The organism is Hydrogenophaga sp. FW305-3-2-15-A-LB1 (assembly GCF_058787875.1).
Genome location: NZ_JBYTAE010000118.1, coordinates 1 through 12,569, shown reverse-complemented (window position 1 = coordinate 12,569; position 12,569 = coordinate 1). Strand labels below are relative to the sequence as shown.

The 12,569-nt window shown below is 71.2% G+C and carries 10 protein-coding genes; 1 reads left to right on the top strand and 9 read right to left on the bottom strand.

What is annotated here, in order from left to right:
- Window positions 1–61 precede the first annotated feature (61 nt).
- The 6 genes from pgl to AC3WPZ_RS25910 all read right to left on the bottom strand — a co-directional run bounded on the left by pgl (window position 62) and on the right by AC3WPZ_RS25910 (window position 6,694).
- Window positions 62–802: a 6-phosphogluconolactonase gene (pgl, locus tag AC3WPZ_RS25935; RefSeq protein WP_382159383.1), complete on the bottom strand. Its 741-nt coding sequence runs from the start codon at window positions 800–802 to the stop codon at window positions 62–64.
- Window positions 803–806: 4 nt separating this feature from the next.
- Window positions 807–2,282, bottom strand: a complete 1,476-nt coding sequence (zwf, locus tag AC3WPZ_RS25930; RefSeq protein WP_382323814.1) for a glucose-6-phosphate dehydrogenase — start codon at window positions 2,280–2,282, stop codon at window positions 807–809.
- A 121-nt stretch (window positions 2,283–2,403) separates the two neighbouring features.
- Window positions 2,404–3,072 carry an ABC transporter ATP-binding protein gene (locus tag AC3WPZ_RS25925; RefSeq protein ID WP_382323815.1) on the bottom strand — a complete coding sequence of 223 codons (669 nt, stop codon included), beginning with the start codon at window positions 3,070–3,072 and terminating at the stop codon, window positions 2,404–2,406.
- On the bottom strand, window positions 3,069–4,037 hold the full coding sequence (gene miaA / locus AC3WPZ_RS25920) for a tRNA (adenosine(37)-N6)-dimethylallyltransferase MiaA (RefSeq protein WP_492442258.1): 969 nt from the start codon (window positions 4,035–4,037) through the stop codon (window positions 3,069–3,071). The genes AC3WPZ_RS25925 and miaA overlap by 4 nt, the downstream gene beginning before the upstream one ends.
- Before the next feature lie 11 nt (window positions 4,038–4,048).
- Entirely contained in the window at window positions 4,049–5,320 is a 1,272-nt protein-coding gene (locus AC3WPZ_RS25915; protein ID WP_382159375.1) for a Bcr/CflA family efflux MFS transporter, read from the bottom strand.
- A 36-nt stretch (window positions 5,321–5,356) separates the two neighbouring features.
- Window positions 5,357–6,694, bottom strand: coding sequence for a winged helix-turn-helix domain-containing protein (locus AC3WPZ_RS25910; protein ID WP_492442256.1), 1,338 nt, complete (start codon window positions 6,692–6,694; stop codon window positions 5,357–5,359).
- Between the two features lie 91 nt (window positions 6,695–6,785).
- On the opposite strand from AC3WPZ_RS25910, the gene AC3WPZ_RS25905 reads away from it, so the two are divergent.
- Window positions 6,786–8,087: a serine hydrolase domain-containing protein gene (locus AC3WPZ_RS25905; protein ID WP_492442254.1), complete on the top strand. Its 1,302-nt coding sequence runs from the start codon at window positions 6,786–6,788 to the stop codon at window positions 8,085–8,087.
- On the opposite strand, the gene AC3WPZ_RS25900 is transcribed toward AC3WPZ_RS25905, so the two are convergent.
- The 3 genes from AC3WPZ_RS25900 to mutL all read right to left on the bottom strand — a co-directional run.
- Window positions 8,088–8,966: an alpha/beta hydrolase gene (locus AC3WPZ_RS25900; RefSeq protein WP_492442252.1), complete on the bottom strand. Its 879-nt coding sequence runs from the start codon at window positions 8,964–8,966 to the stop codon at window positions 8,088–8,090. It lies immediately after the preceding gene.
- A 220-nt stretch (window positions 8,967–9,186) separates the two neighbouring features.
- Complete coding sequence (gene gdhA, locus AC3WPZ_RS25895; protein ID WP_444688599.1) at window positions 9,187–10,530, bottom strand: NADP-specific glutamate dehydrogenase; 1,344 nt, start codon at window positions 10,528–10,530, stop codon at window positions 9,187–9,189.
- Window positions 10,531–10,679: 149 nt separating this feature from the next.
- On the bottom strand, window positions 10,680–12,569 hold a 1,890-nt coding region (mutL, locus tag AC3WPZ_RS25890; RefSeq protein ID WP_492442250.1), incomplete at its 5' end, for a DNA mismatch repair endonuclease MutL.

Here is a 12,569-nt window from a genome sequence, read left to right as displayed (position 1 = left end):
ACGTGGGCCAGGGTGGGGTGCAGGGGGGCGTTCGTGGTGGTGGTCATTTTGGGTGTCTCGTTCAGGCCAGCCAGACGCTCACGGGCGTGAGGTGCTGGTTGAGCACCAGCGACACCGGCAGGCTTTCGTCGGCGGCGAGCCGGGCCTGCTGGTACACGGCGAGCTTGCTCGCGCCGCTGATGGACAGGGCCAGTTCGCGCGTGGCGAGCAAGGCCGGCAGGGTGAGGGTGAGGCGCGCGTGCGGCGCGCGCGACGCTTCGGCGGGGCGCTGCCAGGTCACCGGGCCGCTGCCGTGCAGCGCGCGGGCCAGGCCGGGCGCGCCCGGAAAGATCGACGCGGTGTGGCCGTCCTCGCCCATGCCGAGCACGGCCAGGTCCATGGGCCAGGGCTGGGTGGCCAGGCGGTGGTTGGCGCCGTCGGCCAGGGCCGCGAGCGCGGCGTCGTCGAGCACGGTGGGCAGGCGGTCGAAGAAGGGCACGAAGCGGGCCGCGGCGGCGGCGCCCTGCAGCAGGTGGGTGCGCACCAGGGCGGTGTTGCTCTCGGGGTGGTCGTGCGGCACGCAGCGCTCGTCCACCAACAGCACGCTCACATGGTCCCATTCCACCGGCTGCTCGCGCAGGCGTTCGAACATCGCCACCGGCGACTTGCCGCCCGAGACCGCGAGCACCGCGTGGCCACGCGCACCGATCGCCTCGCGCAGGCGCTGCGCGGCATGCAGGGCCAGCTGCGCCGCGAGTTCGGCCGCGTTGCTGGCGGGGTGCACCTGCAGCGGGTTGGGTGGGGGGCGGTCGAGCGCGTTCATGGGGTCAGGCTTCTTCCACCCAGGCCGAGCCTTCGCGCGCCATCAGCGCGGACGAGGCGGCGGGCCCCCAGCTGCCGGCGGTGTAGGGGCGGGGCTTCTCGCTCAGGTTGCTCCAGCCGTCGAGGATGGGCTCGACCCAGGTCCAGGCGGCTTCGAGTTCGTCGCGCCGCATGAAGTGCGTCAGGCGGCCCTTGATCACGTCCATGAGCAGGCGCTCGTAGGCTTCGGCGCGGCGCGCGCTGAAGGCCGATTCGAGGTCCAGGTCCAGGCTCACCGGGCGCAGGCGCATGCCGCTGCCGGGTTCCTTGGCCATCATCTGCAGCTGCACGTGTTCCTCGGGTTGCAGGCGGATCATCAGCCGGTTGACCGGCTGGCGCGGTGCGTCGGGGAAGATGGTGTACGGCAGGTCGGCGAACTCGATGACGATCTCCGAGCGGCGCTCGGCCATGCGCTTGCCGGTGCGCAGGAAGATCGGCACGTTGGCCCAGCGCCAGTTGTTGATGTGCGCGCGCAGGGCCACGAAGGTTTCGGTGGTGCTGTCGGCCGGCACGTTGGCCTCCTGCAGGTAGCCCGCGGCCTTGTCGCCGTTGGAGGCGCCGGCGGTGTACTGGCCGCGCACGGTGTCGCGCGCCACGTCGGCCTCGGTCATGGGACGCAGCGAGCGCAGCACCTTGAGTTTTTCGTCGCGCACGGCATCGGGGTCGAGCGAGACCGGCGGCTCCATGGCCACGATGCACAGCAGCTGCAGCAGGTGGTTCTGCACCATGTCGCGCAGCGCGCCGGTGCCGTCGTAGAAGCCGGCGCGGCTGCCCACGCCGACCGACTCGGCCACCGTGATCTGCACGCTCTTGATGTAGGGGCTGCGCCAGAGCGGCTCGAAGATGGTGTTGCCAAAGCGCAGCACCATCATGTTCTGCACCGTCTCCTTGCCCAGGTAGTGGTCGATGCGGAAGGTCTGCCCCTCGCTGAAGTAGCGGCCCACCTCGTCGTTGATGGCGCGCGCCGAGGCCAGGTCGTGGCCCAGCGGCTTTTCCAGCACCACGCGCGAGCGCTCGTCGATCAGGCCGGCGCCGTGCAGGTTGGCGCAGATGCCGGTGAACAGCGTGGGCGCGGTGGCGAGGTAGTACACGCGGTCCGAACCCGGCTGCAGCGCGCCGGCCAGGGCGGTGAAGTCGGCCGGCTGCGTGGCGTCGAGGCACACATAGCCCAGGCGCGCCACGAAGCCTTGCCAGGCGGTTTCGTCCAGCGTCTCGGGGGCGATGAAGGCGCGCACCTTCTCGTGGATGAAGGCGGTGAAGGTCTCGCGGTCCCACGGCTGGCGGCCCAGGGCGTGGATGCGCGTGGCCTCGGGCAGGTTGCGGTGCAGGTGCGCCATGTAGAGCGCGGGCAGCAGCTTGCGCACCGAGAGGTCGCCCACGCCGCCGAAGATCACCAGATCGAGCGGCTCGGCAGGGGTGGGGGCGGGATTCGTTGTGACCATGGTCTAATTTAGTTACTTGTGATTTTGGATTTTATTGTAATCAAGTTACATGGCGGGTTCTTTTCACCGGCCATGCCCTGACCTTACCGCGATGCCCCGCGCCGTGCACGCGGAAAACGTGTCAGGTGGTGAGCGCGGGCTGCAGGCCCGAGGCGGTGAGGTGCAGCACGCGCTGCGCGCGCGCCGCGGCCGCGCGGGAGTGCGTGACCAGCACCAGCGCCGCGCCGCTCTCGGTGGCCTGCTGCTGCAGCACGTCCATGACCTGGGTGGCGGTGCTGGGGTCGAGGTTGCCGGTGGGCTCGTCGGCCAGCAGCAAACCAGGGCGGTGCACCAGCGCGCGCGCGATCGCCACGCGCTGCAGCTGACCACCCGAGAGTTCGGCCGGCAGCCGCGCGCCCAGCCCGCCCAGGCCCACGGCGTCGAGCATCTGCTGAACGCGCGCTGGGTCGGGGCGGCCCAGCAGCAGCAGGGGCAGGCCCACGTTCTGCGCCACGTCCAGGTGCGGCAGCACGTGGAAGGCCTGGAACACGAAGCCCAGGTGCTCGCGCCGCCAGTGCGCGCGCTGGGTCTCGTCGAGCGTGCCGAGGTCCACGCCCTGGTGGGTGATGTGGCCTTCGCTCCAGTCGTCGAGCGCGGCCAGGCAGTTGAGCAGGCTGGACTTGCCCACGCCCGACTCGCCCACGATGGCGACGAACTCGCCCGGGGCCACGCTCAGGCTCACCTGGCTGAACACGGGCGTATCGCCGTAGCGCTTGCCGAGTTCGTGGACCACCAGGGCCGGCGTGCTCATGCGGCCGGGCCCAGCCAGGTTTCGACGGTGTGCAGCACCTGGGCCAGTGCGTCGGGCGCGTCGCAGGCGATCACGCGGCGCTGTGGCATGGAGCGCAGCCAGGTGAGCTGGCGCTTGCCGAGCTGGCGGGTGGCGAAGATGCCGAGGTCGCGCAGCTCGGCGAGCTGTTCGCGCGTGAGCGCGTCGCCATGGGCCTGCAGCATGTCCCAGGCCTGGCGGTAGCCCACGCAGCGCATGGACGGCAGCTCGGTGGAGAGGTCGCCGCGCGCGCGCAGCGCGCGCACCTCGTCGAGAAAACCGGCGGCGAGCATGTCGTCGAAGCGCTGGGCGATGCGCGCGTGCAGCCAGGCGCGGTCCTGCGGTTCGAGCGAGATCAGGTGCTCGGGCGCGAGCGGGCTGTCGGGGTTGTGGGTGCGGCCGGTCTGGAAGCTGGAGAGGGGTTGGCCGGAGACCTCGTGCACCTCCAGCGCACGCTGGATGCGCTGCGAGTCGTTGGGCGGCAGGCGCGCGGCGGTGATCGGGTCCACGCGCGCGAGTTCGGCGTGCAGCGCCGGCCAGCCCAGTTCGAGCGCGCGTGCTTCGATGCGTTCGCGCACGCGGGCGTCGGCCTGGGGCATCTCGTCCAGGCCCACCAGCAGGGCCTTGAAATACAGCATGGTGCCGCCCACCAGCAGCGCGGTGCGGCCGCGCGCGGCGATCTCGTCCACCAGGCGCGTGGTGTCGCGCACGAAGTCGGCGGCGCTGTAGCTCTGCAGCGGGTCGAGGATGTCGATCAGGTGGTGCGGCACCTGGGCGCGTTCGGCCGCGCTGGGCTTGGCGCTGCCGATGTCCATGCCGCGGTAGACCAGGGCCGAGTCGACGCTGATGATTTCCACCGGCCAGCGCAACGCGATGGCCAACGAGGCCGCGCTCTTGCCGCTGGCCGTGGGGCCGGCGAGTGCGATGCAACGGGGAGCGCTGGGCATGGTGAGGGGTGTCAACGGGCCGATGCGCTCACGCGCTGCGGCGCGGTGTGCGCCTCGCCATGGCGCTGCACCAGCGTCCAGGCCACGAGGGCGATGAGCACGCTCCAGAACCACAGGCCATTGGTCAGCGGCAGCACCGAGCCGCGCCCTTCACCGATGCCGGCCAGGCTCACGCCGAGCCAGCCGCCCATGGCGAAGGCCGTGACCATCGACAGGAAACCGCTGAGCGCCGAGGCCGCGCCGGCGGCCTGCGGAAACGGGCCCACCGCGCCGCTCTGGCCGCAGGGCTGGTGCACGCCGTGCGCGAGCATGAAGAGCCAGAACGGTACCAGGATGGCCCAGGTGCTCTGCACGCCCAGCAGCCCCAGGACGCCCATGCTGGTGCCGGCGGTGAGCGTGATGACCCCGGCGACGGCCACCGTGCGGCGCAGGCCCAGGCGCGGCAGCAGCTGTCGGCACAGGAAGGTGCCCAGGATGTAGACCAGCGAGATGCTGAACATCACCACGCCATAGGCCGTGGTGGACAGGCCGAGCACGCGGATGAACACGAAGGACGAGGCCGCGAGAAAGGTGAACAGGCCGCCGTAGGACGCGGTGGACAGCAGCGCGAAGGCCCAGAACGTGGGGTGGCGCGCGATCTGCGCCCAGTTGCCGAACAGGGTGCCGGGCGAGAGCGCGCGCGGGTTCTTCTGCGCCAGGGTCTCTTCGAAACGCCAGGCCACGACCAGCAGGGTGATGGCGCCGAACACCGCGAGCGCCATGAGCGAGACGCGCCAGCCGAACAGGTCCGACAGCAGGCCGCCGGTGGGCGACGCGGCGCAGGCGATCACGCCCAGGCCGGTGAGGCCTTTGGACATGACGCGCGCGCCTTCGCTGGGCGCGTACAGGTCGCGCACGATGGCGCGCGCGCACATCACGCCCGCGCCCATGGCCGCGCCCTGCACCGCGCGCCAGACGATGAGCTGTTCCATCGACGGCGCGAAGGTGCTGCCGATCGAGGCCGCGACGAAGGCGCTCATGCCCACCAGCAGCACGGGCCGGCGGCCGTGGCGGTCCGACAGCGGGCCCCACACCAGCTGCGACAGGCCGAAGCACAGCAGCAGCGCGGTGAGCGTGAGCTGGGCCTGCGACATGGGCGCGCCAAAGCCCGAGGTGAGCGCGGGCAGCGCGGGCAGGTAGAGGTCGGTGGCGATCGGCTGCAGGCCCAGCAGCAGCGACAGCACCAGCACGATCAGGCCGGGCGACATGGCGGAAGAAGAGGGCGAAGGAGGCGGGGCGGGCATCCGGTCGAGGGTAGCAGAACGCCTTGCGGCGCGTGGCTAGCGGGGTGGCCAGACGCGGGCCGCGATGGCCGCCCAGCGCGGCTCGCTGCGCAGGCCGTGGTTCTCGGTGGCCAGCAGCACCAGCGGCAGGTGTCCGCAGCCCTCGGCGGCGGCGCGCTCCAGGCGGTCCATCGCTTCATCGCGGCGGCCCAGCAGCGCGAGCGCCGCGACGTGGGTGGCCTGCTCGCTCGGGTTGCCCTGCTGGGTGCCGGCGATCACGCGCGCGGCCGCGTCGGCCTCGCCGCAGCGCGCCAGCACATAGCCCAGCGTGGACGCGGCGAAGACCCACGCGGCCGGGTCGGGCAGCAGCTCGAGGGCCTGGGCGGCCAGAGCGGGCGAGGGCGCCACCAGGGCCTGCACGCCCAGCAGGTGCAAGGCGGCGGCGCGGTGCTCGGGCGCGTTCTCGCGCGTGCGCCGGGCCCGCGCGAGCGCGGCTTCGGGGTCGCCGGCGGTGGCCAGCGCGCGCGCCAGCAGGATGGCCATGTAGACCGAGAACGGGTTCAAGCGCAGGGCCTGCTCCAGCGCCGCCACGGCCTCGCGCGGCCGGTCCGTGGCGAGCAGGTGCCAGCCCCGGTAGTAGTGAGTGGCGGCGTCCAGCGGCGAACTGGCCAGGGCGCGTTCGTGCAGCGCGGCGGCCTCGTCGAAGCGCCAGGCGCAGTCGAGCAGGTGCGCGCTCTCGGCCCACAGGCCGGGCATGTGGGGCGCGCCGTGGGCCACGCGGTCCAGGTGCGCCAGGGCCTCGTCGATGCGCTCGCGCCGCACGGCCAGGCCGCAGCTCACCGTGGCCGCGAGGCACTCGGCCAGCGCGAGCGGCGCCGCGAGGTAGTCCGGCGCTTCGTCGATCAGCGCGCGCAGCAGCCGCTCGGCGCGCACGAGCGCCTCGGCGGTGCGCTGCTGCACGAGCTGGCGCGCGTGGGTCAGCGTCTCCACCTGGTGCGGCGCTGCCATGGCGGCATGCGCCAGCCGACCATGCGCGGGCGACGGGGCCTCGTTGGTGGAGGCGATCACCTCCAGCCGGTAGCCGCGCCGGTACACCGCGCGCAGGGCCAGGCCGGTGGCCGGCGGCAGGGCCTGGCGCAGCTGTGCGATGCAGCGGGCCAGGCTTTCGTCCGACATCGGCTGGCCGGCCCACACCTGCCGCGCGAACTGCTCCTTGGACACGGTGCGCGGCCATTGCCGCAGCAGCAGGTGCAGCACCGCGCGCTCCTTGGGCGGCAGCGCGAGCGGCCGGCCGTGGTGGCAGACATCGCCGTCGTCGGCGGCGGTGTAGCCCAGCCCGCCGGGGTGGGTGCCGGTGGGCGCGTCGTTGTCGTCGTCGCGTGCGGGACTGGGCATCAGGTTCTCATCAAGATTGCGCGCCATTGTCCCGGTAACTTGCCCGTGGCGAGACCCCGGTATTCCCGAACCACAACAGGAGACAAGACCCATGCGCCACCGCGTCCGACCGATCACCACCGCCCTCTGCGGCTTGATGCTGGCCTTGCCCACGGCCTGGGCCCAGGCCCCGCAACTGCCGCCACCCGACAGCGTGCTGCTCGACAAGCTCGGCTACATGGAAGGCTTTCCGCCGGCCCCCGACAAGCTGGTGGACAACGGCAACCGCACCCGCTACCCGCAGATGACCTGGTCGCTGCAGCACGTGCGCGAGTTGCTGCCCACGCGCAACATCCGCCGCGGCCCGGCGGCGGTGGCCCCGCTGCCGCGCCGCGAAAAGAACCTGGACGACTGGGCCTTCGCCGACGAGCAGGGCGGGCGCACCACCATCGCCGAGTGGCAGCGCAACACCTACACCGATGCCCTCATCGTGCTGCACCGCGGCCGGGTGGTGTACGAGCGCTACCGCAACATGAAGCCCGAGACGCCGCACCTGCTGTTCTCCGTCACCAAGAGCTTCACCGGCCTGCTGGCCGCGCAGCTCGCGCACGAAGGCCGCATCGACCCGGCCGCGCGCGTGACGCAGTACGTGCCCGAACTGGCCGGCAGCGCCTGGGACGACATGAGCGTGCGCCAGGTGATGGACATGACCGGCGCGGTGCGCTACCGCGAGGTCTACACCGACCCCACGACCGAGGTGTTCCCCTACCTGTTCTCCAGCGGCATGCTGCCCGCGCCCGCCACCTACACCGGGCCGAAGGACATCTACAGCTTTCTCAAAACCTTGAAGAAGGAGGGCGAGCACGGCGAGGCCTTCGTCTACCGCACCGTGCATTCCGAGGTGCTGGGCTGGATCGTCTCGCGCGCGAGCGGCCAGCACTTCGCCGACCTGCTGAGCGAACGCGTCTGGCAGAAGCTGGGCGCCGAGGAAGACGCAAGCGTGATGATCGATTCGGTGGGCACGCCGCTGCAGGGCTCGGGCATGAGCGCCACGCTGCGCGACCTGGCGCGCTTTGGCGAGATGCTGCGTCGGGGCGGCGAGTTCAACGGCCAGCGCATCCTGGCCAGCGAGGTGATCGCCGACACCGCGCGCGGCGGCGACCGCGAGAAGTTCGCCAAGGCACCGGGCCAGCAGGCGCGCGCGGGCTACAGCTACCGCAACCAGTGGTGGGCGCTGCACAACGCCGATGGGGCCTGGGAGGCGGCCGGCGTGCACAACCAGTTCATCCACATCAACCCCAAGGCCGAGATGGTGGTGGTCAAGCTGTCGTCGCACCCGATCGCGGCGGCGGCGGCCACCATGCCCTTGAACCACAAGGCCTGGGCGGCGCTGGCCCAGGCGGTGCAGCACTGACTAGCGCTCGACCACCTTCAGCGCGTCCGCGCTCTCGTCGCGCATGCCGAACAGGCTGGAGAGCGCGGCGCGGTACTGCGCCTGCCCGACCGAGTTGGTGTTGTGGTGCGAGCCGCCTTCGACCAGCACGAAGGCCTTGCGGCCCTTGGCGGCCTCGTACAGCTTGCGGCCCAGCTCGGGCTGGATCAGGCGGTCGTCCCCGCCGTGCACCACGAGCAGCGGCGAGCCGATCTCGGGCACGCGCTTGACGGCCTCGAAGCGCTGCGTGATCAGCAGCGAGATCGGCAGCCAGCCCCACTTGAAGGTGCTGACCACGTCGGGGATGGAGGTGAAGGTGCCTTCGACCACGGTGCCGGCCTCGTCGTCCACCTGGGCCGCCAGTTCGATCGCGATGGCGCCGCCCAGCGAGTGGCCGAAGATGTAACGCGGCCGCCCGGGGTATTTTTCACCGAGCCAGTTCCAGGCCGCGCGCGCGTCTTCGTAGGCGGTGGTCTCGGAGGGCAGTTCGTTCGTGCTCTTGCCGAAACCCCGGTAGTCGATGGCCAGCACCGAGAAACCCAGGTCTTCCATGCGCCGGGCGCGGAAGGCCGAGCCGGTGACGTTGAAGCGCGCGCCGTGCAGGTAGAGCAGCACCGGCGCGTCCTCGCGGCGCTCGAAGTTCTCGTGCGCCGCCCACAGGCCATGCAGCTTCACCGGCTTGCCGGTCTTGGGGGAGTCGAAATCGATCCACACGTCGTCCATGCCCTCGGCGGCGCTGAGGCCGCCTGCCCAGGTGCGGTCGGAGGGCTGGAAGATCCAGAAGCGCTGCTTCTCATCCAGTGTGGCGCACCCGGCCAACAGGGCCAGGGCGGCGAGCAGGGTGACAATGAGGCGCTTCATGGCGGTGATGGATGCACCAGAAGGGGAAAAAGTTCAGGTACTTTCCTCCTTCCGCAGGTTCCATGCCACACCGCCGGGGCACCGCGAAGGCGCCCACGTGGTTTAGATCACGCCTTGCGCCTGCGGGCAGAGCAGCCAGAGACACCGAGGGTCCGGCTTTGCCGGCCCCAGGTGTCGTCCCCCTTCAGGGGGAAGCCGCGTGAGCGGCGCAGGGGGTGCGCTAAATGACGCCTTGGGCCAGCATCGCGTCGGCCACCTTCACGAAGCCGGCGATGTTCGCGCCGTCCACGTAGCTCACCGTGCCGTCGGCGCGGCGGCCGTGCTGCAGGCAGGCCTCGTGGATGCCGCGCATGATGGTGTGCAGGCGGGCATCGACCTCGTCGCGCGGCCAGGACAGGCGCATGGCGTTCTGGCTCATCTCCAGGCCGGAAGTGGCCACGCCGCCGGCGTTGCTGGCCTTGCCGGGCGCGTACAACACGCCGGCTTGCTCGAAGCGCTGCACCGCCTCCATGGTGGTGGGCATGTTGGCGCCCTCGGCCACGCAGATCACGCCGTTGCGGATCAGGGTGGCCGCGTCCTCGGCGTTGAGCTCGTTCTGGGTGGCGCAGGGCAGGGCCACGTCCACCGGCACGGCCCAGGGGTTCTTGCCGGGCTCGAAGCGCGTCTTGGTGCGCTCGGCGTAGTCGCTCACGCGGCCGTAGAGGTGGTTCTTCACCTCCATCAGCTCGGCGAGCTTGGCGGGGCTGAAGCCGTCCTCGTCGATCACGGTGCCGCTGGAGTCGGAGACCGTGACCACCTTGGCGCCCAGCGCCATGGCCTTTTCGACCGCGTACTGCGCCACGTTGCCCGAGCCGGACACGCTCACGCGCAGGCCCTGGAAGCTCATGCCGCGCTGCTTGAGCATCTCTTCGGCGAAGTACACCGTGCCGTAGCCCGTGGCCTCGGGGCGGATCAGCGAGCCGCCGAAGGACAGGCCCTTGCCGGTGAAGACGCAGTCGGCGCGGTTGCTGAGCTTTTTCATCATGCCGGCCATGAAGCCGACCTCGCGCCCGCCCACGCCGATGTCGCCAGCCGGCACGTCCGTGTCGCTGCCGACGTGGCGGAACAGCTCGCTCACCAGGGCCTGGCAGAAGCGCATCACCTCGCCCGGGCTCTTGCCCTTGGGGTCGAAGTCGGAGCCGCCCTTGCCGCCGCCCATGGGCAGCGTGGTCAGCGCGTTCTTGAAGGTCTGCTCGAAGGCCAGGAACTTCAGGATCGACAGGTTCACCGAGGGGTGGAAGCGCATGCCGCCCTTGTAGGGGCCGATGGCCGAGCTGTGCTGGATGCGGTAGCCGCGGTTGACCTGCACGTCACCGTGGTCGTTGACCCAGGAAATGCGGAACATCACCACGCGCTCGGGCTCGACCAGGCGGTCCAGCAGGCCGTGTTCGGCGTATTTGGGGTGGGCGGCAATGAAAGGCCAGAGGCTTTCCATGACCTCCGAGACGGCCTGGTGGAATTCGGGTTGACCGGGGTTCTGCTGCGCGACGTGTTCGAGGAAATGGTGGGCCGAGGTGTATTTCATGTGTCTCATGCTTTAAAAAAGTGCATGAGATTATGCGCAACCTGCATTTCGTGACGCAAAACGCCCTGTTTTGGCGCGGTGGACGATCGGCGTCCTCCTCGTTTACCCGAGGGTCTCGCCTGTTTTTGGTGCGAAAAAGCGGGCGCGAGTCAGCGGCCGCGCAGAAACAGGGCGTCCAGTTCCTTCATGCCCATCTGCCGCCAGGTGGGTCGGCCGTGGTTGCACTGGTCGGAGCGCTCGGTCACTTCCATCTGGCGCAGCAGCGCGTTCATCTCGTCGAGCGTGAGGCGCCGGTTGGCGCGCACCGCGCCGTGGCAGGCCATGGTGGCCAGCAGTTCGTTGCGGGCGCGTTGCACCACGGTGCTGGCTTCGTGCTGGCCCAGCTCGGCGAGCACGCTGCGCGCCAGCTCCACCGGGTCGCCCTGCGCCAGCGTGGTCGGCACGGCGCGCACGGCCAGCGTCTTGGGCGAGAGGGCGGTGATTTCCAGACCCAGCGTGGCCAGCACGTCGGCGCCGTCCTCGGCGGTGGCCACCTCGTCGGGCGTGGCGGAGAAGGTGGCCGGGATCAGCAGCGGCTGGCTGGCCAGCTGCTGCTCGTCGAGCTGCTGCTTGAGTCGCTCATAGACGATGCGCTCGTGGGCCGCGTGCATGTCCACCACCACGAGGCCGTGCGCGTTCTCGGCAAGGATGTACACGCCCTGCAGCTGCGCGATGGCGCGGCCCAGCGGCCAGTCGCCCTCGGGCAAGGCCTGGGGCGGCGCGGGGTCGGCGCTGCGCGCGGGCGGGGTCCAGGCGTTGGCATTGCTGCTGGCCGTGGTCGGGGGGGCCGCGGCCGGTGCGGTGGCCCACAGGGCCCCCACGTCGCTCACGCGGTGGCCCACCTCGGGCTCGCGCGGCGCGAACGCAAACGGGGCCTGCCGCGCCGGGGGTGTCCAGGCCGGGGCGGCGGGCGCGGCCACCGGCAGGGGGGCCGCCTCTGCTGCGCTGTTGCCCGAGCGGGGCACCGCGAGCGCGGCTTCCACCGCATGGTGCACACCCTGGTGCACCTCGCGGCTGTCGCGAAAGCGCACCTCGATCTTGGTGGGGTGCACGTTCACGTCCACGCGCGTGGGGTCGAGCGAGACGAACAGCGCGTACACCGGCTGGCGGTGGCCGTGCAGCACGTCTTCGTAGGCGCTGCGCGCGGCGTGGGTGATGACCTTGTCGCGCACGTAGCGGCCGTTCACATAGGCGAATTGCCAGTCGGCGCGCGAGCGCGCCGCGTCGGGCACGCCGGCGAAGCCCCACACGCGCAGGCGCTGCTGGCCATTCGCCACCAGGACAGGGGGGTCGATGGGCCAGTCCACCGCCACGGCCTGTGCCACGAAGTCCTCGCCCAGGACGTCGGCCAGGCGCTGGCGCAATGCGGCCATGCCGCTGTCGCCGGCCACCGCGCGCCACTGCGCCACCAGCTTGCCCTCGTGCCAGATGGCAAAGCCCACGTCGGGCCGGGCCAGCGCATGGCGGCGCACGGCCTCGATGCAGTGGGCGAGTTCGGTCGCGTCGGTCTTGAGGAACTTGCGCCGCGCGGGCGTGGCAAAAAACAGCTCGCGCACTTCCACCGTGGTGCCGGGCGCTCGGGCGGTGGGCTGCAGCTCGCCGCTGCGGCCGTCGAGCAGCCAGCCGTGGGGTTCGTCGGGCGTGTCCACGCGCGTGAGCAGCGAGACCTCGGCGATCGAGCAGATGGCGGCCAGCGCCTCGCCGCGAAAGCCCATGGTGCCCACCGACTCGAGGTCGGAGAGGCTGGCGATCTTGCTGGTGGCGTGGCGCTTGAGCGCGTGGGGCAGCTCGCTGCGCAGGATGCCGCAACCGTTGTCTTCCACGCTGATGAGCCGCACACCGCCGGCCTGCAGGCGCAGCGTGATCTGCGTCGCGCCGGCGTCCAGCGCGTTGTCCACCAGCTCGCGCACCACCGAGGCGGGCCGCTCGACCACTTCGCCCGCGGCGATCTGGCTGATCAGCTCATCGGGCAGTTCGCGGATGGGGCGGCGGGGGAGGGC

What these genes read in the sequence shown, in the direction of transcription:
- AC3WPZ_RS25910 (WP_492442256.1), bottom strand. Translation starts at nt 6,694, where the DNA reads ATGCCCAGTCCCGCACGCGACGACGACAACGACGCGCCCACCGGCACC.
- AC3WPZ_RS25900 (WP_492442252.1), bottom strand. Translation starts at nt 8,966, where the DNA reads ATGAAGCGCCTCATTGTCACCCTGCTCGCCGCCCTGGCCCTGTTGGCC.
- gdhA (WP_444688599.1), bottom strand. Translation starts at nt 10,530, where the DNA reads ATGAAATACACCTCGGCCCACCATTTCCTCGAACACGTCGCGCAGCAG.
- AC3WPZ_RS25925 (WP_382323815.1), bottom strand. Translation starts at nt 3,072, where the DNA reads ATGAGCACGCCGGCCCTGGTGGTCCACGAACTCGGCAAGCGCTACGGC.
- pgl (WP_382159383.1), bottom strand. Translation starts at nt 802, where the DNA reads ATGAACGCGCTCGACCGCCCCCCACCCAACCCGCTGCAGGTGCACCCC.
- AC3WPZ_RS25905 (WP_492442254.1), top strand. Translation starts at nt 6,786, where the DNA reads ATGCGCCACCGCGTCCGACCGATCACCACCGCCCTCTGCGGCTTGATG.
- AC3WPZ_RS25915 (WP_382159375.1), bottom strand. Translation starts at nt 5,320, where the DNA reads ATGCCCGCCCCGCCTCCTTCGCCCTCTTCTTCCGCCATGTCGCCCGGC.
- miaA (WP_492442258.1), bottom strand. Translation starts at nt 4,037, where the DNA reads ATGCCCAGCGCTCCCCGTTGCATCGCACTCGCCGGCCCCACGGCCAGC.
- zwf (WP_382323814.1), bottom strand. Translation starts at nt 2,282, where the DNA reads ATGGTCACAACGAATCCCGCCCCCACCCCTGCCGAGCCGCTCGATCTG.